Source organism: Spartinivicinus marinus (assembly GCF_026309355.1).
GTDB classification, from domain to species: Bacteria; Pseudomonadota; Gammaproteobacteria; order Pseudomonadales; family Zooshikellaceae; genus Spartinivicinus; species Spartinivicinus marinus.
Window position 1 is genome coordinate 4,050,967 of record NZ_JAPJZK010000001.1, and the last position, 22,610, is coordinate 4,073,576.

Sequence of the window (22,610 nt, forward strand, 5' to 3'; positions counted from 1 at the left end):
TTATGACGCAGCATGTACCTTTACTTTCTAAAGAGAAGCACTAACTAAAGAGGAACACTAAAAATTTACTTAATGTGTTTCACTATTTTGAAGTGCTCTTTATATATTGCTTCTCTTAATCTTTAGTATAGTATTATTTAAATACAAGCGCTTTTCTTTGACTAGCGATAGCAAAGAAAAGCATTTAGTAAAAATGGCCTATTAATAATACTAGATAAAATATTATTGTAGTTGAACAATAGTTTTTTTAGCTGGCCAGGGTATGGTTGGTGGACCGAAGTCTGGTTTGCCTAGCACTGGGCTGCTTAGTAAATAAAAGCCGTGATTAGTAAATAACCAAAATAAGTTGCGATCATATTCTACATAAACACTATGAGATAAATTACCCATTGCATAGTCTGCAACACGATCGGGAGCAAAAGGTGGAACAAAGTAAGCACTGATATAAGGCTGCTTTGGGTCATTTACATCATAAACTTGGAGCCCTGCATTATAAAAGTTATAGGGTAGAATTCCTGGTTTAGATACGCCAGGTTGAGTGTAAGCACCGGTACGTTTGGGGCCAAAACTACCTTTACGTTGGCAGTAGTCTGTAAATGCGGCCTGTTTTGGTGGACGAGGGCGAGGTAGTGTACCGATAATTCTGGGTTGTTTGGGGTTGCTGACATCTATTTGATAAATATGCTTATAAGGCTCCCAACAGTCTTCATTAAGAGGATAGCCGCTATAATATAGTATTTCAGAGTGCGCAAATTGGCTGGTATCAATGAAATCACCTTCAGTGCCTGCAACACTGGGAGGGAAGTCAAGATGGCTGATTACTTTCATATTATTGGGCTGACTGATATCTACGGTATAAAAGCCTAATCCTCCCATTGCAGCAAATCCGTATTTGCCACCAGCTGCAATAGGCTTGGGAATAAAAAGGGACATTCGTGCCCCCATCCAAGAGGTTCTGTTACCTGCCCGTGGGTTTTGTTGGTAAATGTATTCATGCCATTGGTTTCCAATAATTTGGCCTGGCATGGTCAGCTGTTGTAAAAATTGGGGATTTGAAGGCGTTGATAAGTCCCAAGCTTGATAACCTGCGCTGTATAAATCATTGGGATATTCAGTAAGGGCATATTGCGCACTGGGTGCCGCAGCCACAAACATATATTTTCCTCATTAGTCCTTTTGATGATTTTTGAGTTGATTTTTTAACCTTACTGAAGCTGCCCAAAATCCACCACCACTACCATCAATAAAGTGTAAATGTTGGCTATTTTCCAGGCTGGAAACCATACAGGTCATTAACGCTTGATTGGCCTGGTGGATACCATACACCAACTGTCCTTGCTGGTATTGCTCTTCTAAAAGTTGTTTTATTTGTGTTGTCTGCTCATTGGTGCAATCAAGTACCAATCGTAACGAGTCATCAAAACGTCGATAATCAGCGTTATCACAGAGCTGGTTGCGATAAACAGGGGCATTATAAGACCCTGCTGAGAGATTGCACTTATTAAGGATTGCCTGGATAAAACTATTAAACAGTAAATACAAATAGCGCTGCCAATATGGTTTGGTGCCTTTACTTATTTTGGCCTCAAGAATTATACCTTGAGGTGGCCACTTAAACTGTAAGTTAGCTTGAGTAACAGGTTTAGTTAATTGAAAGTCCTGGCCAGTAATTTTCATTAAACGGGGGATAATCGTTTGAAATACTTGCTCCCGTTGCTCAATATCACTGAATAAAGGCTGAACTAAAATACACAACATATGGTCATTACGAGGTGTTAATGATTCCCAGCGGCAGGAAAGCCCCGTGAGGTCTGGCGCTGTAACAGAGTCGGTTTGGTTTAGTGCATACTGTTGTGCATTAATATCTGCTTTAATCAAACGGTCAGCCAGTTCAACTCCGCCCCCATTGAACATAGCTAGTTGGTTGCCATTGCTTAATTCAAATTTGGCAACCAACACGTCTTTGCCTTGCTTCCTTACAGCAGATATAGGCACTATGCCAACTCTTAACTGTAATTGAAATGTTTGCTCAGCCAACTGTTTTGTGCCCATCAGTGATTGTTCGACAATATTTTTGTATATAGCTGGCACTAACATTGTTGCACCATCTCCTCCAAATACAAAAGGAAATTCACAGTTGGGCAAGGCGTTACGCACACTCGTAATACAGCTGGCGCCTACCATGTTAACCTCTTTGTAACGCCCATTAGCCACTGCTTTTGATGAATGAACCACGTCGCTGATTACAATTAACCAGTTATCAGGGGCTGGAGCAAAGTGTTGGGCGTTAATGAAGGCTGAAAATGTAGTAAACGTAGGAAGGTTCTGGTAAAAAGTCAGATCATGGTGTTGACTTTCTGATTGCATAGATTATGACCAAGTTAATCAAGGAAAACAGCAATTTGTCTTCAATAGTACCCATTAATGAGCTGTTGATATCTTCATTATAGAGTATAGGGTACTTATTAGAAGTGTCTTTTATTGAAGTATGCGGGTAAATGATGAGCGACAAGAGTGAACACTGTCAATTATTCATGAAGGGAATAGAGTTAATCAAACCAAATTGTAAAATTAATTTTTACGCCAGGCTCTTTTAAGTTGTTTTCGAATCTATTATCAAACTTATTTTCTATTTTAATTGAGTAGGGGTCGTTAATATCGATAGGCGAGTTATCTAGCTGTAAGGTGATCTCAGGCTTTTTGGGAGGATTGCTATTAATAGGGGCTTTAGTTTTTTGCTCTTTGGCAGAATTGAGGGTGTACTGAATTCTTGGCTCGGCAGACCATGACAGTGAAGCTATATTAACGAAAATTAAATTGATTAAAACAAAAATATGACGAAAATTGAAGTTTGGCTTGAATAACTTGTCTTTTGAAGAGAGTATATCCATTCCATTTAGTCCCTATGGAAGTTATTATTTTTTTACCTGCTCATGGTACTTTATTGATTGAGTTTTAAAAGGAAGTGTGCACGGTTTTTAGATAAACTTTGAATAAATCGAAAGACACAAGGGTTAAATAAGTTATGCTTGTGCCCTTATTTTTATTGTGTCGCGATACATTAATCTGGTGATCAACCGTTGATAAGTAAATAGTTCAGGTAAAATCCACCTGATAACAACAATATAAACAATATGAATCCTAATAAAATAGGTTTGCTTCCAACTGATTTAATCACTTTCCATTGGGTTTGCATGCCTAAGGCTGCCATAGCAATGGCTAATAAGAATTGACTAATAAAGCTTATTATCTTGAGAATGGGTTGTGGTATTTCAATATAGGAGTTTATACCTGCAGCTATTATAAACCCTATTACAAACCAGGGAATGGTAACTTTGGCTTTACTTGAATTATCTTCTGAGGCTGTTTTATCTAACTTTAACACCATGGTAAGCATTAAAATAAAAGGAGCTAATAGCATAACACGAATTAATTTGACTACTACTGCCGTTTGCATGGTGTTTTGACTAATAGTCTGGCCTGCAGCAATCGCTTGTGCTACTTCATGGGCTGTACTGCCAATATAAATACCAAATGCCTGCTCTGATATGCCTGAAAACTGATAAATAAAGGGATAACTGAACATTGCCAGAGTACCAAATAAAACGACTGTGGCTACAGCAATTGTCACATGTTGTTGACGGGCTTTAATAGACGTTTCAGTGGCTAGAATAGCAGCCGCACCGCAGATGGCACTGCCCACAGAAGTTAAAATAGCCATATCACGAGGAAGCTTAAATAGTTTAATGCCTATCAATGAGCCAATACAAAAAATAATTAAAATAATAAAAACATCCAAAACTAATGCTTGCCAGCCAACGGCGGCAATTTGTTGAAAGCTTAAGCTAAAGCCAAATAAAATAATACCAAGCCTTAATAGCTGTTGTTGGCAAAACTTAATAAATAATAATTCTCGAGAGTCAGGTTGATGCTGTGGTAGATGGCCAATAGTAGTGCCTAAAATAATTGCCAGTGGTAGGGCACTTAAACCAAGCTGACTAAAAAAGCTGATTTGTGCTAGCCCTATAGCCGCAATGGCGAGTAAGGGTAGTAGGATAACAACAGGCATAATAACAACCTCAATATTGAGAGAATCCTAAAATTACTAGACGCTTGACCTTTTACAACAGACCCTATCCAAGGGGAGATCATTAGCGAATAAGATTGTATGCGCTGTATAACTATAAGAATAATGAATGTTTTTAATATAATATATAAGATAAACCGAACGTTTATAATGTAGGAAAAGCTATGAGTGTTACGTTAAGGCAGCTACGGTTATTTGAAGCGATTGCTCGGTTAGGGCACCTAACAGCAGCGGCTGATGAGCAAGCTATGAGTCAGTCTGCGGCAAGTCAAGCATTGAAAGAGCTGGAGTTGTCGTTGGGGTATCCTTTGTTCAGCCGGGTTGGGCGAGAATTGGTGATTACTGATGTTGGGCTAGATGTATTAGCTAAAGCTCGCCAAATTACCGATATGGTTAATGAGCTGCAGGTGGCTCCAACCAACGAAGTAACGGGAGTTTTACGGGTAGTCGCTAGCGAAACCATTGCCTCGTTTTTAATGCCTAAATTACTAGCTGAATTTATAGCCACTCATAAACTGGTTAAGCCTGAACTGAAAATAGCCAACACCCAGGATGTGATTGAAAAGTTAGATAAAGGTCAGGCGCATATTGGTTTAATTGAAGGACCGGCTATTCATCAGCACCTTACTATCAAGCCTTGGCGTCAGGATCAGCTGAATATATTTTGTCACCCGGAACATCCACTGGCAAAAAAAGGTAAACTAACCATTAAAGATATACAGCAGCAGCAATGGATTTTACGAGAGCCTGGGTCAGGTACCCGTGCGGTATTTGATGCGGCAATTGAGCGAATAGGAGGGCGAGCCATCTTAGGCTTGGAATTAACGCGCCATGAAGCAATTAAACAATCAGTTAAAGCTGGACTTGGACTAGGGTGCCTTTCTCAATTAGCTATAGCAGATGAAATTGTTGCGGGGCAATTGGTTGTTTTAAAAACACCTCTAGATTTAACTCGACGTTTTTCATTACTTAGTAACGAAAACAGCTATTTAAATGCACCTGCCCAAGGATTTGTAAGTTTTTTATTAGCGAGCTCTTAGGCAAAAGCGGTGCAGTATTAGGATGGGCTAAACTATATATAGATGATAAAATGTACTTGCTATGAAGGTGGTGTTATTAACTGGCAAGAGGCACTGCCAAACTAGCCTTAACAGACTCCATTACAACAAAGGTTCGAAACCGTTTGATATTTGGGTTATCAAAAAATAGCTTTCGAGTTAACAATTCATAATCTGCAATGGTGGCAACGGTTAGAACTAAAATAAAATCGCATTCGGCTGCTACATAATAAGGGTTATAGAAGTGATTGCTTATGGAGTCGAGTTAATAAGTATTATTTGCATTTACAGTTGTTAATTGTAAGAAATCAGTTCAGCCTTCCTCTGCTGAAAAATATTTAGTCGCCCCTGAAAAAATGTTTTTTTAGTCTCACTTCGCTAAAATCAAATTTTTGCGAGAGAGGCTACTGACACTCTAGAGGGTTATTATTCCCGCCATGGGGGCTAACGCCTAAAAATAACTATCAGTACTTGCTGTAAAAAACCCAAAATTCGATTAATAAACTGATTTATCTACTTCTTCAGATTCCAGGCACATGCAGCCATCAAAAGGTTGATAGCATCACCAATGACGCCTTTTAAATAATTTTTTGCCAGTCTGTGGTCTGTTTTTAAATGTCCAATTATCGGCTCAATAGCTGCCCGCTGCCGACACTTTTTTCGCTTCTTGTTTTTCTGATACCGACTGTCTCGTTTCAAAGGTGATTTGGGTAAAATAATCTGTGCGTCTGCAACCTGCTGTTAGCCGCGATAACCTCGATCAAAAAGGCCTCCTTAATTTTTTGTTAAGGTATGAAAAATAATATACGATGCCAGCCCCTTTTGTGAAACGGTTTTGGCAGTACCGCTGATTTGGTAAAAATAATAAATATATTACCTAAGAGTGATGCTGTTATTCTTTATCGTGGTGGGAGCGGTGCCAGAGGTACATCTGGTGTAGCATCTAGGGTTAGGTCAGAGTAACGTTTATATAACCACTGGCTTAGCCAGTGGTTGGTAGGTAGCTTGTAGGGAATAATACAAATATTTTCAGTGTAGATGTATAGGATTATCCGCATACTGTTAAGTATGAGGGTTAAAATTGTATTAGTCTACAGGGCACACTCTGATGATGTGGCCATCAGGGTCTTCAATAAGAAAAGTACGACCGAAGACTTCAGTGTATGGTTCTTGAATAATCTTGATCCCTGGTTTATCCTGCCACTCATCAAATAATCTATCAACATCATTGTTAGTTGGCATCATAATTCCTATTTCAGAGAAGCGTTGAACGGAGGCATCTGGTTGTACTCCTCCTGTCCAAAGAGCAAACAATGCTTCACCATCTGTGTCAGCGGCGAATGCTACATAACGAGGGCTCGAAAATACGGGTTCAGTATTAAAAAGCGCTTTATAGAAAGTTGTCGAACGTTCAATGTCAGATACATAAATAAGCTGAAGATTGGGTTTAGGGAACGAAGTCATCATCTAGCCTCGATTCAAAATTTAGAAATCCACAAATTTCCATGTGGTGTATTTTGTGTTGAGCGAAATTAACAGTATTACTATTGAGTTGTCAATAATGAGTAATTTTGTCTATAACCAATATCAGACTACTTACAAAGAATTCCCTCATAAATTTTGTCTAAAAGCTGGAAAGTCAATCAGGTTATAGTATTGTTTGTATTTTTTATGTGGCTTATTACGCTTACCTGCTTGTTAGATACCATTATGTTTTTACATGAGATACTTACAAAAAATATGATAATAATCCATTGATCTAGATCAATAATTTGTTTGAGTGATTGTATGAAGTGTGTCGATTAAATTACTTTTTGTGATTAAAAGACTTGGATTGTTACTAATTATTCAGTTTTACTTAATAATTTTAGTGTTTGTGAGTCAGCTATTACTCTTGCTTTCCTGATACTGTTGTTTGTTAAGGTTGTATTGAGTTGGTTTTGTATACGACTTAAGTGCTATTAACAAGTTAACTATTTATTCTTTACACTGCTATCGTTATTGATTGATAAAATTCTAATAGTTTGGTTGATTGGACTATTGTTGGTTATTGTTTATTAAAGAATTCGCTACCTATTTGGTTTGCAAGGCTGCAAAAGTTAATAATTACTATAAGTGGCAGGTAAGTTATTGCTAATGTTAATTTTAGTCTCATCTATAGCATTGGCTGTATTTATACGAAAGTTTGAGATTATCGAGAAAAATAATAAGTATTTGTGATTAAGTAATGAGTGCTATGAGCACATTTATAAAAATGTGCTTCTGATTTGTTCGTTTTTAATAAAGAAATACAGTGAATTAAAAATAATATTGTTAAAAAATATAGAGGAAACAGAATGAGCGAATATGATCGCGCAGACTTCAAAGGAGTATATGAAGGTAAATCACTGCTAAAAAGTGCAGAAATTACCAATGTTCCTTGGGAAATAGGAGAGCCACAACCCATCGTGTCTGACATTCTTAAGAATATAACTCATTCTGGTCGGTTATTAGATGTTGGTTGTGGTCTTGGACGAAATGCTAAAGCAGCTTATGATTGTGGTTTTAATGTAATTGCAATTGATACTTCTAGCGCGGCAATTGATATGTGTCGTCAACAGTATGCAGACTCTGAAATTTCTTTTTTAGTGCTTGATGCTTGCGATACCACATTATCACCAGTCTTCGATATTATTTTAGATTCTGCAGCATACCATGCAATACCTATTGAGAAGCGGTTGATATATTTAAAAGAAATGTACCGTTTATCATCAGAAAAAACAGTTTTTCATCTTATAACGTTTGCCCCATCATTGAACGGAATGCCAAAACCTCTTGCGAGTGAATTATCGGAAATTACACATATTATCGAAGCAAGTGGCTGGAAAATTAAGCTGGCGGAGCGAGTGGAATATAAAGGTAATGCAGTTGCCATTGAGGATTTTCAGGAGAAAAAAGGGCTAAACATTCAGCTTGATAACAATGGGAGGACACGTCTTCCGGCATGGCATTTAGTTCTTCATACCACAATTTAATGATAATAAACTAAGGGCTAAAAAATGCAGCGAAAATACCTCTCCTTTATTGGACTGTGTCTAGGCTTCTTTATTGTCATGATGGACACTACCACTGTGCCGTTGATTTACACGACACTTATGAATGAGTTTAATGTGAGCCCGGCAGAGGTAGCTTGGGTCAACAATATTTATCTAATTACCTATTCCGCATTCCTTCTTTTAGGGGGACGACTGGGAGACTCGGCAAATCGAAAGGCTGTAGTGTTGGTGGCTTTATTTGTTCTTGGTATAGGTGCAGCCATTAGTGGTGCTGGGCAAACTTTTACCGAGGTAGTTATTGGTCGAGCCTTGATGGGGGTAGGTGCTGGTCTGTTAACACCACAAAGCATGGCGTATATTTCAATTCTTTTCGCCGATGGTGGACGAGGAGCTGCTCTAGGCGTTTGGGGGGCTGTAGCGGGCATTGCTACTGCAACGGGTCCTGTTGCTACTCAGTTCTTTTTAACAACGGCTGATTGGCGTTGGGTGATGTGGATTAATATTCCTGTTGCGTTGGTTTGCTTGCTAGTCGCTATTTTGAGTTTGCCAGGTGACCCAGGGAGAGGCATTAAATTTAAAGAAACGTTGGTGAGTAGTTTATATGGAGCGTGTTTGGCTGGAATAATTGTTGGAATTCAATTTTTGAGTGCCACGGAATCTACAGCAAATTCAGGGGCTATCCTGTTACTAACCAGTGCCATTGTTGCAGCTATTTTAATTAGGAATGAATTAAAGAAAAAGCGTGAATATATTTTATCTCGCGAATTATGGTTTGACACTACCTTTCTCAGAATATGCTTTATTTCGGGGTTACTTGGCTTCAGCCTGACAGCTTTTTATCTACCGTTAGCTTTTCTCTTGGATATACGAATGGCGTTTGGTCCAGTTGCGACCAGTGTAGTCATGATCACTATCGCTTTATCAAATGCATTGGTAGGACCATTCGCTGGCAAATTTTCTGATCGTATGGCTCCACAAATAATAGTCAGAACTGGTTTGACATTATTTGCACTCGCAAGTGCTTCATTAGGCTTAATTGGTTTGTTTATTCCTGGAGGTGCACTGGCCTTTATAGCACTTTGTACAGCTATGGTCATTGCGGGGGCAGGTACAGGACTGGCATTTGCTCCACTTGCCAACTTGGCTCTTGGACGAGCTCAAATAGCGACTATTGGTCGAGCAGCTGCTTTCTTTAACTCTATACGTCAGGTTATGAGTGCATTAGGTGGGGTCATTGTAGCAATTGCGTTTGATTCGATTGTGCGGCATCAGCTTAATCAAAGGGGTGAAGTAACAATTATTAGTCTTCGTGAATCACCGGATGTTACTGCATATGCAGCCTTTGGTTGCTTCCTGCTGATTGCTGTCAGCCTGTCGGTTGGGGCTTATCTATCCAGTAGTCGTCAGGAGCCTGCACTAGCCAAGCTCTAACAGAAATAAATGGAGAAAATAACTATGAATACTTGGGTTGTTAGTGGTTGCTCAAGTGGCTTGGGTCGGTGTTGGACACACTCGATAATTACCGATCGTCAAGACACAGTAATTGGCATTACCCGTTCAAAGGAAGTTGCTGAAGAAATGGTCAATGCATATCAAGGTCACTTTGTGCCTTGTGTGGCAGATGTCCAAGATTCAAAAGACTTAACAGAAAAGCTAATCAGTGCAGTGCGAACAGTTGGCACACCGAGTCGGGTTGTAACCGCAGCTGGATACGCCCAATTTGGAACCCTAGAGGATGTGTCTAATGAGCAAATCAGAGCGCAATTTACGACCAATGTTGAAGGTTGCTTGAATGTGATTCGGCCGCTTTTACCCTTTATGCGAGAGATGGATTCATCAAGAATTCTACTGGTTTCAAGCATGAGCGGTGTGGCCTGTTGGCCTTTGCTTGGCGCGTATCAAATCAGTAAATATGCAATAGAAGCTATATCCGACACTCTTCGTCAGGAGCTTCAGGGTTCAAGTATTCAAGTAGGTTGCATAGAGCCTGGTCCGCATAAGACTGGATGGGCTAGCACCTATGCTCGTCGTCATGAGATCAGTGCCAATTACAACGCATCCGAACTTATGAAGCGAGCGTCATGTGGCTACAACATTGAGGATCCCACTGCAAGCTTACCTTATTTTTGGAAAATGTTTGATAGCCCTGTTATGCCACAACGAATCGCAACTTCCCGTGAGTTTGTTGAGTTTGCTGTAGAAGAAGCCCAACAAAAAATTCGGGATTGGAGGGCAGTTTTTGATGACTAATTTGGCCTATACACAACAGATTAAAGCGAGTACTGACATTGAAAAAATTGTGAGTGCTTATTCTGAGGCAGATCGTGAGCAGCTAACTAAAGGGCTCCTCGATGTTGTTAGCACTTCAGATCTTGTAAAGATACTTGATGAAAAGAGCAATGCTGGCCCTGGCTCTCTTCGAGATGTGCTGCAAGTTTGTACAACGCTTGGTAAGACTGATGCATCTCTTGCGTGGGTTGTTGGGGTATCTAATTCCGCTTGGACAATGCGAGGGTGCTTTCAGTCGTTGGACTCTTCAGCGCTTGCGATGAGGCACAACAAAATTCTAGCCATGGTGCTGGGACGTCCAGGGGTTTTGGTAAAAGACAAGCTATCAGGTAGGTGGCTGCTAAATGGTGAGTGGCGGTATGCATCAGGATGGCGATATTCCAGCTTTTTCTTTTGTCTTGCTGCAGTTGAAAACTCCAATGGACAAGATGTTCGCGTAGTGGCTATTCCAGCTGAACAACTAGATGAGGCTGAATCCTGGAAGTCCACAGGGTTGCGAGGAACTCAAAGTGTTACCGTTCGCGCTCAAGGCATTGAAGTACCAGACGATCATATAGAAGACTACTCGTGCATTTTATCTGGAAAAAACCGCTCACAAAGTCACTTCAACGGTAATGGAAAGCAAGCGTCGTACTCTGGGCTGTTCACTGGCGTATTAATGAATTGCCTAGTTGGCTCGATGCTTGGAGCGGTAGAAGCTGGCTTTGAGTACATAATCACTACTGCAGATAAGCACCCTGTGCTTGGTAGTCACTACGAGTTTATGAGTGACTCGGGCGCAATCAGAGCAGAGATTGGAAGGCTGCATAGTGCACTGGACTTGTACAAGCGAGCAGCAGAATACAATGCTGACATTATCGACCAAGCTGCAAGAGAGCCTGACATAGCGCTGACTACTCAAGATCGGGTTGATATTCGAGGGCGGGCAACACAGATTATGCGTGGTTGTGTAGATATTGTACAAGACCTGCTTTGGGTTAATGGTGCCTCTGGACTAGATAAGGAGAATCCCCTTGAACGGATATGGCGTGATGTAAACGTTGGTGCCCGTCATGGTGGGTTTTCCAAACTTGTTCCAGAGGAAGCGGTTGGCCTATCTGTTCTTGGACGTGACCCGAAAACACTGACTCGTATGTTCTAGCTAGTCCTGGAATGCAAAGGGTTAAGAACGGAGAAAAAGAGTGACGGCGTATAATAAAATAGCAACACAAGTAAGCGCTGAGCTACAACCAATTATAGCGGCGTTTAGTGAAGTTCTGGATCAAAATCCGGATGCACCAGCTGTTGAACAAGGAGATGTTGTTAGATCATACCGACAGCTCAGTGAGGCTGCACAGCGCATAGCTGACCAGCTGCTTAATGCAGGGGTGATTTCAGGCCAGCGTCTTGCACTGGATCTGCCTCGTTCCATAGCACTATATGAAACGATCTTAGGCTGTTTGGTTGCGGGTATATCATTTATGGCATTGCCTCGAGGGCTTGATCAGACTAAGGGGCTTGAAACGGCTAAAAAGGCTAACTGTGTGGGAGTCCTGTCAAATAACCCGCTATTTCCAGGCGATGGTATAGCCATTACGGACATTGGACGTTTTTTTAAGCTGGCTGAATGTACCCAAACGCCAGCAAAGGACAGTAAAACTGGTGTTGAGATTTATTGTGTTAGGACCTCTGGTACAACAGGTGAACCTAAAGTTGTTCCAATCAATAGCGGACAACTAACAGCCTTTTTAGATAACACTCAGCAGACCTTGGCTGCTCCCAAATACGCTAAGTGGTTGTGGATACATGACCTGTCTTTTGACTTCTCGATATGGGAGACGTTTGGATGTTTAGCCCATAATGGCTGCTTGGTAATTCTCGACGAACATATCAAACGTGATGCTAAGGCTACCTTCGCTCTCATGGTAAAGGCGGGAGTCAACATACTGTCGGTGACGCCTTCAGAATTTCGCTATATCTTTTCACAGGCCAATAACCAGCATTGTGTAGAAAGCTTGCATCTCACCGATGTTATCTTCTGTGGTGAAAAACTCTCACCTAGTACTCTATTAGCTGTGTTTGATGAGTTAAGTCGACACAGGGTACGTCTGTTCAACACTTATGGTCCCTCAGAGGCTACAGTATTTTGTTCTCATCACCTTATTTCTAAGGCTGATCTTGAGTTGGAATCGATACCAATAGGTAAGCCATTCCCTGGGATGAAGTTTGAGTTAGTGGCGATTAATGAGCTGGGTGTGGGCGAATTAGTATTGCGTGGAGCTCAGGTGTTTGATGGCTACCTAGGCGGTGAGCTTATCACTGATGGTTACCATACCAGTGACATGTGTCAGGTTGTTGGTCAGGGGAAGTTTGTCTGCCTTGGTCGATCAAGTGGCTATCAAAAAATTAACGGATTTCGTGTAGAGCCCTATGAAGTTGAGGAGTATCTACAGTCTATTCCCAATATTGATGAAGCGGTTGTTCTAGTTGAAAACAGTCATCAGGGCAGTTTTTTGATGGCATGTATCAGGGTGCAAAAGGGGGCCCAACTGTCCACGCGTGATCTGCGGTTGGCCTGCTCAAAATTACCTCCTTACCTGAGGCCTGCTCGATATTTACTACTTAATGATGATAAGTGGCCAGTTAACGATAGGGGTAAGACTGATCGACTGGCATTGAGAAGGAGTACCTGTGGAGAAATATAGTATCGCACAACAAGCATTACTGGCTGAGGTAGGGCGGATTCTTGATGAGCCAGATATAAGACCTACAGATCATTTTATTGAGCTGGGTGGTAACTCGATGTTAGCACTGCAGGTGGCAAGCATGCTAAAAGAGCAGCAAATTGAGATAAACGTAGCTCAGTTGTTGGGTGATCGTCTTGAAAATGTCTTCATAGAGTTTACTGAAACACAACTGGAGAGCTGTGAATGAAGGTTCTTGGTCTTGGTCATGTGCTTCCACAATCTAGCAGGCTCGCAGATGTTAAGCACCCTAACAAAATGCAACTGGAAGCCATTCGCCTTGCAGGCTATGACAAATACGGGATAGACAATACTAGTACACGCGTGATGGGGGCTCAGGCTGTGACTAAAGCGCTGGAAGCATCTGGTTACAGTGCTGATGATGTTGGGTTTATTGTCGCTGGTCAGTCTAGTGTTCCTGACTTCATTGGAATTGATCTTGCCTGCCAGATTGGAGCTGAACTAGGAGGCTTACAATTAAAGACTGTTAACCTAGTAGAAGGCTGTGGAACGGCTATCAGTGCTTGGATTACCGCTCGTGGTCTTATAGACACCCTAGATGACGGGCAGGTTGGCGTGGTTGTACTTGCCCAGCGTGTTAGTGAGCCACACTACGACAGGTTTGGCTTGATGAACGCCATTCTAAGTGACGGCGCTGCAGCTGCGATAGTAGGTAAAACCAACAGTACTTCAACGGCAGAATGCTGCTTTGTTTATAAAAGTGGTCAAGACATATCAGATACGCGCTTTGTAGATATGATGCGTATCGAGCGTGGGGGTGGTTTGAAGCCGGTAGTTTTACCCGATCATGATAGTCGGAATGATCAGCTAGGCCGGGAAAAAATCATGGAACTATATCGATTGACTGGTAGTGATCTTACTGAGTTCTTGGCCCTTCGTGCAGATAATACAATTCAAATTATTGAGTCATGTCTGAATGAAGCGAGCTGGTCGAAAGAAAGTAACTTGATATTGCTCCATACACTGGAAGGCCGACAGAGTATAGCGATGCTTGCTGCTAAGTTAGGCATTGCAGTTGATAACACTAATATTGCCTTGGTAGCCGAACTTGGGCATATGGGATGCGTTGATTTATTAATTTCACTCGACATGATGCAAAAGCAAGACGTTTTTAAACCAGGAAACCGGATTGTGATGAGTGCCATTTCGACGGGTATGAAGTGGGGGTGCTGCTTGTTTGAGTATCAGCAGTATTAGAGCCTAAAAATCATTCGCGAAGAGAATAGATAACTATAAAAAATGGTTGATATAAGCGAATAAAGTCTTCTAATGAAAAACAAAAAAATAAATATTATTGGTTATAAATAAAGGAAAACAGTAATGAATAAAGAAGAAACTCGGTTACACAATCGTCGTATTGTTGAGCAGTATATGAATACAAAGGGGCAAGATCGATTAAAACGACATGAGTTATTCACTGAGGATGGTTGCGGCGGGCTTTGGACCACAGATACTGGAGAGCCTATTGTTATTCGTAGCAAAGCGCTTTTAGCAGAACATGCCGTTTGGTCTTTACAATGCTTCCCTGATTGGGAATGGTATAACATCGATATTTTTGATAGCCAAGACCCTAATAAATTTTGGGTTGAATGTGATGGAAAAGGATTAATACGTTTTGAGGGATATCCAGAAGGTATATATGAAAATCACTTTATCCACTATTTTGAGTTTGAAAATGGCAAGATAAAACTTCAGCGTGAGTTTATGAATCCATGTCAACAGTTTAAAGCACTTGGTATTGATGTCCCTAAAATTGTTAGAGCTGGTATTCCTGCTTAAATTTAAAAAGCTCAGCCTGGTATAGTCTTTAACCTGACATTTTTTAAGTTTTTATTAAAGTCAGTCTATGATTTGAAGTGCTCTTTTAGTTAGTTTTCTTAATTTAATTTGTTTTTATTGTTTGTAATTCAGGTTAAGTGCTTTTTGAAGGATTTTGTTATCTAACGATTTTGCTAGCATTTTTTAATTTCAGTTAGAGCGGTTATCACCAGCTTCCTGAAAATTATTTGTCTTGGCTATACCCATCATGAATCATTTTTAGGTGTAAAAATAAAGTGCTAATTTGTTTGTAATGAGTGTTATGCAAAAAAATATTCCTATACCCATAATAGGAGGTATAAAATGAGTATTCCACAGATTGAAAACTATGAACTGAGATCGCCTGAATTAAGTGCTGAAAATATTGTGAAATGGGAGAAAGAAAATAATAGAAGTATATTGCTTGTTCATGATATGCAAAAATATTTTCTGAGCTTATTTCCATCTTCTTTACGTCGTGAGCTGGTAGAAAATTGCCAGAAGCTTGTTTCATATGCCAGAAAACATCACATACCTGTTGTATATACTGCTCAACGTGGAAATATGACAGAGAAAGAGCGCGGGCTCCTTATTGATATTTGGGGAAAAGGCATGAGCCGTGATCCAGCTCATACGGCTATTACAGAGGAAATCGTACCTCAGGATGAAGAAGCCGTGCTGGCTAAATGGCGTTATAGTGCTTTTCATTCTACTCCACTGGATAAAATTTTTCTTGAACACAAACGTGATCAGATAATAATCTGTGGGGTTTATGCCCATATTGGTGTTCTAGCGAGTGCTGTTGACGCTTATTCGAGAGATATTGAAGTATTTTTGGTTCAGGATGCCATTGCTGACTTTTCAAAGCAGGCTCACTTACAGGCGTTAAATTATGCGGCTGAATGTTGCGCCAAGGTTATACCAACTCAGGAGGTGTGCAAGTGATGACAGCTCTAACGGCTGAGGCACTAACACTTTTACAAATGGCTATTGAAGGAAAACTAAATAGCTATGCGTTGGTTTATCGACCTGACCGATATAAAAAGCCGACACTTGAAGTGTTAGTTGGCTCAGAGCGAGTGCTTGACAATTTGTCCGAATTTGATCAGGTACAACGCGAGCAATCTGAAACAGATCAATGGGGCACATTACTGGTTGCCCCTTACCGTCAAATTGAAGAGCGTGGTTACACAGTTATTAATGACCAAGTGCCTTTTTTAGCACTTGAAATTAATGACTGTAAAACCTTGCCGCTTGGAACAGCGCTGGCGGATTTACCTGATGCACCCATTAATCTAAAAACACCTCATTTTAAGCAAGATGATAAAACTTACGAAGAAATCGTAAAACAAGTTATTCAGCAAGAAATTGGTGCTGGAGAGGGAGCCAACTTCGTAATTAAGCGCACTTTAACCGGTGATATTGATCATTATGAAGATCGAGTTGGGCTGACGATTTTCCGTAATTTATTGCGACAGGAAACGGGTGCCTATTGGACTTTTTTTATTCGTATGAATGGCGTTACCTTAGTTGGTGCTTCCCCAGAAATGCACATCAAGCTCAATAATAAAAAAGCAGTGATGACTCCAATAAGTGGTACGTACCGGTTTCCGACTAAAGGACCTACCCAAGAAGGTCTCTTAGCGTTTTTGCAAAACGCCAAAGAAGAATATGAGTTATCTATGGTGCTTGATGAAGAATTAAAAATGATGACTAATATTTGCGCCGCAGACGTTAATGCTCAAGGGCCCTATCTTATTCAAATGTCTCGACTGGCGCATGTTGGTTATCGAATTGAAGGCGCTACTGAGTTACCTATATCCCAGATCCTGAAGCGCTCAATGTTTGCGCCTACTGTTACAGGAAGCCCATTGGAAAATGCAACTAGAGTAATTGCTCGTTATGAAACCTGTGGGCGCTCATACTATAGTGGCTTTACCGCTCTTATTGAAAATAACGACAATGGACCGTTATTAGACTCTGCCATTCTTATTCGTACAGCCGAAATTACAAACGATGGAAAAATGGAAGTTGGCGTTGGTGCGACGCTGGTGCGTGATTCTGACCCCCGTTCAGAAACTCAGGAGACAGCGGCAAAGGCGGCAGCATTACAAAATGCGATGGGGGTTAATACTATATGTTCTTTGTCTGGTTCAGAACCCATTGTTGAATCGCTTAGTAAGAGGAACGAACGGCTCTCGAACTTTTGGTTACGTCAGGGGGATCAAGCCCGTAACTTTCCTCTTATTGCTCAGAGGGAAGGCCCTTCGGTTGTCATCCTTGATAATGAAGATGCTTTTACATCGATGATGGAATATCAGCTGAAAGCACTAGGGCTGACAGTTAAGGTTAAGTCGTATTCTGCGATGGACAGAGTTAATGATAACGAGTTACTTGTTGTAGGGCCAGGACCTGGGGATCCACGCAAACAGACTGATCCAAGGGTGATAACCAGTCGGTATATGATGATGAGTGCTTTGGAATTGAATCAGCCTTTTATTGCAGTTTGTTTTGGGCATCAGGTTTTATGCTCACTGCTTGGTTTGCCTATTCGACGGTTGCACAAACCTAACCAAGGGTTACAAAAGCAAATCTCAGTTTTCGGTAAAACGGAAACGGTAGGGTTTTATAATACATTTACAGCTATTTCTGAAAACACGCATATAGAAAGCCCTGCTGGTAAGGTTCAAGTCTATCGGGATCTACATTCAAAACAGGTTTATGGGTTACAAGGGCCAAGCTTTTGTTCAATGCAGTTTCATCCGGAATCTGTATTGACTATGGATGGCCCTAGAATTCTGAAAGACGCCATTTTATCGGTGAACACGGAATGCGTATTGAACTAGCTTGGTGGGACCTCAATGAAAATGATCCTACGCAGAATTTTTTATCGACCAGTCTGACCAACCAAATTTTAGAACAATGGGCATTGGTGCCAAACCTGACAATGAAACTTTGGCTTGGCTCAGAAGATACTCCTCGTTGGGGAGCGTTGATGATTTGGCATGGCGACAAACCCGACGTGGCAAAAATGCCGCGTAATATGTCAGCTGATATTATTGGTAGGCCGCCTGATCATCGAATTGCTTTTGATGTTTTGTATGAAACGAGTGGTGTATGTGCAAAATAAGGTAACAACTGTTTCCAGGTTTGCGTATATACCACTAGTGCCGAGTTCTATTGCAACTCAAAAAATAATGTTGATGGTCTGTGAGTGAAATATGCATAAATACACAATTGTAAATTCTTTTGGCTGTGACCCCTTTACTGGAAACCCCGTCGCTGTTTTTTTTGATTGTGATGATCTTAATGCGAAATGCATGCAACAACTTGCGGCTGAGCTTAACTTGTCTGAAACAACATTTATTTGCCTACCTCAAAATGGTGGGGACGCCAGGGTTAAAATTTTTACGCCTGTCAATCAGCTAGGTTTTGCAGGACACCCATTACTTGGTACAGCAGTCGCTTTGGCAAAAACAAGAAAATGCTCAAAAATAAAAATAGAAACCTTAAAAGGCACTTTTCAATTTTCTGTTGAGCCGGTTAAAGAGAGTCCATTTACAGCCCATGTAGAAATGGAGCAACCAACCCCAGTCATTTCCTCTTACGAATATCAGCAAGCATTACTTGAAGCTCTGGGCATAGCAAAAAGTACTTTACCCGTTGATATGTATGATGTTGGGCCTAGGCATGTATTTGTTGGGGTTGAAAGTATTTCTGTTCTGTCAAAAATCAGCCCTGATTTAAAAAAATTGTCGGTTTTCAAGAATATGGCGGCTCTTTGTTTTAGCCCTGATGATGCAGGTGGTTGGCGGCTTCGTATGTTTTCGCCAGCCTATGGCGTTGCAGAGGATGCCGCAACAGGGTCTGCAGCCGGTCCGTTAGCGTTACATCTTTGCCGGTATGGCTTTGCTGAGTTTGGTGAAAATATAAAAATTACCCAAGGTGTTGAAATGGGCAGACCATCCAGGATGAATGCTGTTGCCTGTATGGAGCAAAACACGCCAAGTATTAAAGCGGGTGGTTACGGATTTCAGATTGCAACTGGCGAATACTTTGTTTAGGGAGTAACAATGAGCAGTAAATTTGAAAGCATGACAGGTAAAGTAGATTATTGCTTTCCTGAATATGAGTCCCCTTCATATGATCCCATTGGTTTAGCGCAAAACTGGTATCAACAAGCAGTTGAAGAAAAAGTGCGTGAGCCACGGGCAATGGTGCTAGTTACAGCCAATAGTAGTGGCATGATGTCATCCCGGGTAATGGCTATTTTAGCGTTCTCCAATACTGGTATTGTCTTTGCCACTCATAGCTGCAGCAGAAAAATAAAAGATGCAGAAGAATCGCCTTTAGCTTGTGGGCATTTTTACTGGAAAGAACTGGGGCGGCAGCTTTCAGTGAGTGGAAGGATCAAATCGCTTGGATATGAGCAGGCTGAAGAGGCATGGAGTAAGCGCCCAATTCCCTTGCATGCCATGTCAACTGTTTCTCGGCAAAGTGAACCCTTAAAGTCGTATGAACAGCTTCTTACTGCTGCACAGCAGCTTGAGGATGCGGGTGTACTCCCTTGTCCAGATCGGTTTAAGGTTTATGTGCTTGAGCCCCTTGCTATTGAGTTCTGGGCATCAAGCTCCAACCGCTTGCATAGAAGGTTGCGGTTTGAGCGTACCGAAACAGCCTGGGAAAGTACCAAACTTCAACCTTAATCCTACTCACACTTCATTCAAGGCAGACACTCATGGCTCAGCTTAGCTTTCAGCAACACTTAACCGATGTTATGAACTGGCATTTTTCACCAGATACTGGTTCCCCTTTCTGGCTGGGTATGCGCAATAAACTGGACTTTGACCCAATTAACGATGTTCGCTCATTGGCTGATTTGGCTTTGTTTCCCGATATCAGCGCTGCGCTGCGAGAGGTTGCTGTAGAAGATCTTCAGCCTAAAGGGCTCATCGATACCAAGCTTGCGGGTGTATTTGAAAGTGGTGGAACAACGGGCCAGGCAAAACGAGTGATCGCTTATGAAGAGTGGCTTACACAGCTTGTGAGCTGGCGTTTGGAAGGCTTTGGTCACTCAACTGACAAGCAACTCAAAAACACGTTAGCAATTATCCCTGGCGGACCCCACATAGTGGGTGCAATCAATCAGCGCCGGGCCAAAGCGCTAGGGGGGCACTGTTTTACTGTAGACTTGGACCCACGCTGGGTTAAAAAGCTAATTAAATCAGGTGATACAGAGGGGGTTACAGCCTATTCTAATCATTTGATTGATCAAGCTGAGCCAATACTGGCTACTCAATCTATTGCCTATCTTGTTGCTACTCCGCCCTTATTAGAGGCTATCGCGCGTCGACGTTCACTGGCTGAATATCTTAATCAGACGCTTGAGATGATTACCTGGGGTGGCACCCAAATGGACGCAGATACACTGGACTATCTACAGAGTGCAGTTTTTCCGGATGTCACCATGACTGCTAGCTATGGAAGCACCATGATTCTGTCTGAAACCAAGGCACGAATGGGCCAGGCTTATGATGGTTCACCTATTTTTGATAGCTTTGCACCCTATGTATTGCTTGAAGTCGTTGATACTGAAACAGGTAAGCCAGTTCAGTATGGTGAGAGAGGGCGGGTTGTTATGAATCATCTGAGCAAGTTCGCCCTTTTTCCTAATATTCTTGAGCGAGATACTGCTGTGAGGCTTACCTCTCAAGGTGACTATCCAGGTGTCGCTGTATCTGATGTAAAACCGGTTACCGAAGTTTCAGGTCAAGTTGTCATTGAGGGGGTGTATTGATGCATTCCGATGAAAATAGAGCCGACACTTGTGCTAACAGCCCTGTAGTTTATACGGTAGAAGCTCGTTGTCTTGGTGTTATCCAGAGCTCTCGTCGTCGCCAGGAAATATATGATGTTGCTAATAGCTTTGTTGGTGAAAGTGCTGTCATGCCGGCAATTTATATTCAGGATAAAATCGCCCAAATGCGTGAGGCGCCATCAAGCAGCCTTTCCGAACGGCTTGAGCGATTAAAAAAAGCAGGCCAGTTTTACGAGCAAGCGACATTAGCTGGTTTGGAACCCAAAGCCTATGCCAAACTTGTCACTAAGGTTACCGGCTTGCAGCCATCTGTCATTGAGCAGTCATTAGCCAACATTTCCCATGGCCTTCGGCATATGAGTGAAATTTTGCAAGCAGCGACTCCAGCAGGGGCCGTCTGGGAATACAGTCACCCCTTAGTGAATAGTGGTTGTAGCCTTTTTTCGCGAAGGGGAGAGGTCGTCTCAATTATTGCTGCGGGTAATGGGCCTGGTGCTCATGGTCTCTGGCCTCAAGCTGTTGCAATGGGCTACCGGACCCTTGTTCGCCCTTCAACCAGAGAACCCTTCACCGCACAGCGCCTTATTTGTGCCCTTGAGCAGGCTGGGCTAGCAGACTATGTGGCACTGATCCCTACAGATCATAAGGGGGTAGAAACGTTGATTTCGCAAAGTGATCTGGCTGTTGTATATGGCGGTCCAGATGTTGCTGCCCGGTATGGTAGTAATCCACGTGTGCTTGTTCAGGGACCAGGCCAGTCAAAAGTTGTTGTTGGTAACGATGTTTGTCATGAAGAAGCGGTTGAGGTAGTTGCTCAATCGGTTTTATCACTTGGAGGAGCGGCTTGTGTGTCGGCTAGTGCAGTATTGGTGGAGGAGAACCCAGGGGGCTTTGCTAGAAAATTAAGGCAGGTGTTTGAAGCTCACTCCCAAGTTCAGCCGATGGCTTTAGCTAAAAAACAAGAAGCTGAAATTTATGAAAATCTACTGAGATCTGATGATGCCCCCTGGAATTATGATCGTACTTTGATTTCTGAGGGTTGTCCTTTAAAACCCCATGTTGCATTGGTTGAAAGTGCTTCTGATTCCAAAGTTCAGCGAGAGCTTCCCTTTCCTTGTGTCACGATTGCCCCCTTCAACCAGCTGGGAGAGGAAGGCTATAAAGCCTTATCTGGCTCGCTGGTCGTGACACTGCTTACACATCAGAAAAGTATCATTAACAAAGTACTTGGAGATTCTTCGATAGCTAATGTTTATATAGGCCATATTCCCACTACCTGGATGGACTATCGTGTGCCCCATGACGGTTATTTAGCTGATTTTTTAATGTGTAACCGAGGAATACGAATTGATCCTCTCTGGTGAAACTAGTGTACCCTGATCAATCGCTAGGGATATAAGTACTTACTATTATTTTTCTTGTTCATAGATATATTTTATACTGCGCAGAAAAATTCAATAATATCATTGAAATTATTTAAAACAACGGTTTGCCAGTGAGTGTTCTCTACGTTTTCTCTTACTCACTTTTTTCAAATAATTGTGTAGTTGTATATTGGTTATTTTAAGGGCTGATAGGCATATCAGCACCACATTGAACAATGGGCAGGTATTTAATTATCGGGATTGGGAGTTGCAGGAGCGGTCTGTTTAGTTTTTATAAGGGGAGTTACGAGTAGAGACGGCATTTGAAACGGTCAATATAATTATCGAAAAAAGACTTACTGCTAGCCGTCTTTGCTAAACCGTTTGAATAAAAGGATGTATGAATAGCCTTAGGACA

At 41.7% G+C, this 22,610-nt stretch carries 22 protein-coding genes and 1 pseudogene; 16 read left to right on the forward strand and 7 right to left on the reverse strand.

Translation table 11 applies throughout. The features are described from left to right. Positions 1-222: 222 nt before the first annotated feature. The 4 genes from OQE68_RS18405 to OQE68_RS18420 all read right to left on the reverse strand — a co-directional run bounded on the left by OQE68_RS18405 (position 223) and on the right by OQE68_RS18420 (position 4,069). A complete protein-coding gene (locus OQE68_RS18405) occupies positions 223-1,155 on the reverse strand; it encodes an LVIVD repeat-containing protein (RefSeq protein ID WP_219340155.1) in 933 nt (310 codons plus the stop codon). Positions 1,156-1,167: 12 nt separating this feature from the next. Further along, a complete protein-coding gene (locus OQE68_RS18410) occupies positions 1,168-2,367 on the reverse strand; it encodes a DUF3095 domain-containing protein (RefSeq protein ID WP_180570390.1) in 1,200 nt (399 codons plus the stop codon). 182 nt (positions 2,368-2,549) lie between these two features. Further along, on the reverse strand, positions 2,550-2,891 hold the full coding sequence (locus OQE68_RS18415; RefSeq protein WP_180570391.1) for a hypothetical protein: 342 nt from the start codon (positions 2,889-2,891) through the stop codon (positions 2,550-2,552). A 182-nt stretch (positions 2,892-3,073) separates the two neighbouring features. Next, a complete protein-coding gene (locus OQE68_RS18420) occupies positions 3,074-4,069 on the reverse strand; it encodes a YeiH family protein (RefSeq protein ID WP_180570392.1) in 996 nt (331 codons plus the stop codon). A gap of 182 nt (positions 4,070-4,251) precedes the next feature. On the opposite strand from OQE68_RS18420, the gene OQE68_RS18425 reads away from it, so the two are divergent. Further along, entirely contained in the window at positions 4,252-5,127 is an 876-nt protein-coding gene (locus OQE68_RS18425; RefSeq protein WP_180570393.1) for a LysR family transcriptional regulator, read from the forward strand. A gap of 76 nt (positions 5,128-5,203) precedes the next feature. Here OQE68_RS18425 and OQE68_RS30895 read toward each other — a convergent pair whose 3' ends face one another. From OQE68_RS30895 to OQE68_RS18435, 3 genes and pseudogenes are all read right to left on the reverse strand, one after another. Next, positions 5,204-5,401, reverse strand: coding sequence for an Lrp/AsnC ligand binding domain-containing protein (locus OQE68_RS30895; RefSeq protein WP_180570431.1), 198 nt, complete (start codon positions 5,399-5,401; stop codon positions 5,204-5,206). A 260-nt stretch (positions 5,402-5,661) separates the two neighbouring features. After that, positions 5,662-5,865: pseudogene (locus OQE68_RS18430) on the reverse strand (transposase); the annotation flags it as partial. A 366-nt stretch (positions 5,866-6,231) separates the two neighbouring features. Continuing rightward, positions 6,232-6,612 carry a VOC family protein gene (locus OQE68_RS18435; protein ID WP_219340157.1) on the reverse strand — a complete coding sequence of 127 codons (381 nt, stop codon included), beginning with the start codon at positions 6,610-6,612 and terminating at the stop codon, positions 6,232-6,234. Between the two features lie 869 nt (positions 6,613-7,481). Here OQE68_RS18435 and OQE68_RS18440 point away from each other — a divergent pair. The 15 genes from OQE68_RS18440 to OQE68_RS18510 all read left to right on the forward strand — a co-directional run bounded on the left by OQE68_RS18440 (position 7,482) and on the right by OQE68_RS18510 (position 22,192). Next, a complete protein-coding gene (locus OQE68_RS18440) occupies positions 7,482-8,159 on the forward strand; it encodes a class I SAM-dependent methyltransferase (RefSeq protein ID WP_180570394.1) in 678 nt (225 codons plus the stop codon). Positions 8,160-8,183: 24 nt separating this feature from the next. Next, a complete protein-coding gene (locus OQE68_RS18445; protein WP_180570395.1) occupies positions 8,184-9,611 on the forward strand; it encodes an MFS transporter in 1,428 nt (475 codons plus the stop codon). Positions 9,612-9,635: 24 nt separating this feature from the next. Further along, positions 9,636-10,430, forward strand: coding sequence for an SDR family NAD(P)-dependent oxidoreductase (locus OQE68_RS18450; protein WP_180570396.1), 795 nt, complete (start codon positions 9,636-9,638; stop codon positions 10,428-10,430). Then, positions 10,423-11,610, forward strand: a complete 1,188-nt coding sequence (locus OQE68_RS18455) for an acyl-CoA dehydrogenase family protein (RefSeq protein ID WP_180570433.1) — start codon at positions 10,423-10,425, stop codon at positions 11,608-11,610. Before OQE68_RS18450 ends, OQE68_RS18455 begins: the two co-directional genes overlap by 8 nt. A 40-nt stretch (positions 11,611-11,650) precedes the next feature. Then, a complete protein-coding gene (locus OQE68_RS18460; RefSeq protein ID WP_219340159.1) occupies positions 11,651-13,153 on the forward strand; it encodes an AMP-binding protein in 1,503 nt (500 codons plus the stop codon). After that, positions 13,140-13,382, forward strand: coding sequence for a phosphopantetheine-binding protein (locus tag OQE68_RS18465; protein ID WP_180570397.1), 243 nt, complete (start codon positions 13,140-13,142; stop codon positions 13,380-13,382). The genes OQE68_RS18460 and OQE68_RS18465 overlap by 14 nt, the downstream gene beginning before the upstream one ends. Continuing rightward, positions 13,379-14,410 carry a 3-oxoacyl-[acyl-carrier-protein] synthase III C-terminal domain-containing protein gene (locus tag OQE68_RS18470; protein WP_180570398.1) on the forward strand — a complete coding sequence of 344 codons (1,032 nt, stop codon included), beginning with the start codon at positions 13,379-13,381 and terminating at the stop codon, positions 14,408-14,410. The genes OQE68_RS18465 and OQE68_RS18470 overlap by 4 nt, the downstream gene beginning before the upstream one ends. Before the next feature lie 123 nt (positions 14,411-14,533). Further along, a complete protein-coding gene (locus tag OQE68_RS18475) occupies positions 14,534-14,992 on the forward strand; it encodes a PhzA/PhzB family protein (protein ID WP_180570399.1) in 459 nt (152 codons plus the stop codon). Between the two features lie 342 nt (positions 14,993-15,334). Beyond that, positions 15,335-15,955: an isochorismatase family protein gene (locus OQE68_RS18480; protein WP_180570400.1), complete on the forward strand. Its 621-nt coding sequence runs from the start codon at positions 15,335-15,337 to the stop codon at positions 15,953-15,955. Further along, positions 15,955-17,856 (forward strand): anthranilate synthase family protein, encoded by a 1,902-nt coding sequence (locus OQE68_RS18485; protein ID WP_180570401.1) that lies wholly within the window; start codon positions 15,955-15,957, stop codon positions 17,854-17,856. Before OQE68_RS18480 ends, OQE68_RS18485 begins: the two co-directional genes overlap by 1 nt. Next, entirely contained in the window at positions 17,841-18,140 is a 300-nt protein-coding gene (locus OQE68_RS18490) for a hypothetical protein (protein WP_180570402.1), read from the forward strand. The genes OQE68_RS18485 and OQE68_RS18490 overlap by 16 nt, the downstream gene beginning before the upstream one ends. Positions 18,141-18,231: 91 nt before the next feature. Continuing rightward, positions 18,232-19,074, forward strand: coding sequence for a PhzF family phenazine biosynthesis protein (locus OQE68_RS18495; RefSeq protein ID WP_180570403.1), 843 nt, complete (start codon positions 18,232-18,234; stop codon positions 19,072-19,074). Between the two features lie 9 nt (positions 19,075-19,083). Then, positions 19,084-19,716, forward strand: a complete 633-nt coding sequence (locus tag OQE68_RS18500; protein ID WP_180570404.1) for a pyridoxal 5'-phosphate synthase — start codon at positions 19,084-19,086, stop codon at positions 19,714-19,716. A 32-nt stretch (positions 19,717-19,748) separates the two neighbouring features. Next, a complete protein-coding gene (locus tag OQE68_RS18505; RefSeq protein ID WP_180570405.1) occupies positions 19,749-20,807 on the forward strand; it encodes a phenylacetate--CoA ligase family protein in 1,059 nt (352 codons plus the stop codon). Next, complete coding sequence (locus OQE68_RS18510) at positions 20,807-22,192, forward strand: aldehyde dehydrogenase family protein (protein ID WP_180570406.1); 1,386 nt, start codon at positions 20,807-20,809, stop codon at positions 22,190-22,192. The genes OQE68_RS18505 and OQE68_RS18510 overlap by 1 nt, the downstream gene beginning before the upstream one ends. Positions 22,193-22,610: the final 418 nt, after the last annotated feature.

Coding starts and splice junctions, on each gene's coding strand:
- OQE68_RS18405 (WP_219340155.1), bottom strand. CDS start 1,155: ATGTTTGTGGCTGCGGCACCCAGTGCGCAATATGCCCTTACTGAATAT.
- OQE68_RS18410 (WP_180570390.1), bottom strand. CDS start 2,367: ATGCAATCAGAAAGTCAACACCATGATCTGACTTTTTACCAGAACCTT.
- OQE68_RS18415 (WP_180570391.1), bottom strand. CDS start 2,891: ATGGATATACTCTCTTCAAAAGACAAGTTATTCAAGCCAAACTTCAAT.
- OQE68_RS18420 (WP_180570392.1), bottom strand. CDS start 4,069: ATGCCTGTTGTTATCCTACTACCCTTACTCGCCATTGCGGCTATAGGG.
- OQE68_RS18425 (WP_180570393.1), top strand. CDS start 4,252: ATGAGTGTTACGTTAAGGCAGCTACGGTTATTTGAAGCGATTGCTCGG.
- OQE68_RS18435 (WP_219340157.1), bottom strand. CDS start 6,612: ATGATGACTTCGTTCCCTAAACCCAATCTTCAGCTTATTTATGTATCT.
- OQE68_RS18440 (WP_180570394.1), top strand. CDS start 7,482: ATGAGCGAATATGATCGCGCAGACTTCAAAGGAGTATATGAAGGTAAA.
- OQE68_RS18445 (WP_180570395.1), top strand. CDS start 8,184: ATGCAGCGAAAATACCTCTCCTTTATTGGACTGTGTCTAGGCTTCTTT.
- OQE68_RS18450 (WP_180570396.1), top strand. CDS start 9,636: ATGAATACTTGGGTTGTTAGTGGTTGCTCAAGTGGCTTGGGTCGGTGT.
- OQE68_RS18455 (WP_180570433.1), top strand. CDS start 10,423: ATGACTAATTTGGCCTATACACAACAGATTAAAGCGAGTACTGACATT.
- OQE68_RS18470 (WP_180570398.1), top strand. CDS start 13,379: ATGAAGGTTCTTGGTCTTGGTCATGTGCTTCCACAATCTAGCAGGCTC.
- OQE68_RS18475 (WP_180570399.1), top strand. CDS start 14,534: ATGAATAAAGAAGAAACTCGGTTACACAATCGTCGTATTGTTGAGCAG.
- OQE68_RS18480 (WP_180570400.1), top strand. CDS start 15,335: ATGAGTATTCCACAGATTGAAAACTATGAACTGAGATCGCCTGAATTA.
- OQE68_RS18485 (WP_180570401.1), top strand. CDS start 15,955: ATGACAGCTCTAACGGCTGAGGCACTAACACTTTTACAAATGGCTATT.
- OQE68_RS18490 (WP_180570402.1), top strand. CDS start 17,841: ATGCGTATTGAACTAGCTTGGTGGGACCTCAATGAAAATGATCCTACG.
- OQE68_RS18495 (WP_180570403.1), top strand. CDS start 18,232: ATGCATAAATACACAATTGTAAATTCTTTTGGCTGTGACCCCTTTACT.
- OQE68_RS18500 (WP_180570404.1), top strand. CDS start 19,084: ATGAGCAGTAAATTTGAAAGCATGACAGGTAAAGTAGATTATTGCTTT.
- OQE68_RS18505 (WP_180570405.1), top strand. CDS start 19,749: ATGGCTCAGCTTAGCTTTCAGCAACACTTAACCGATGTTATGAACTGG.
- OQE68_RS18510 (WP_180570406.1), top strand. CDS start 20,807: ATGCATTCCGATGAAAATAGAGCCGACACTTGTGCTAACAGCCCTGTA.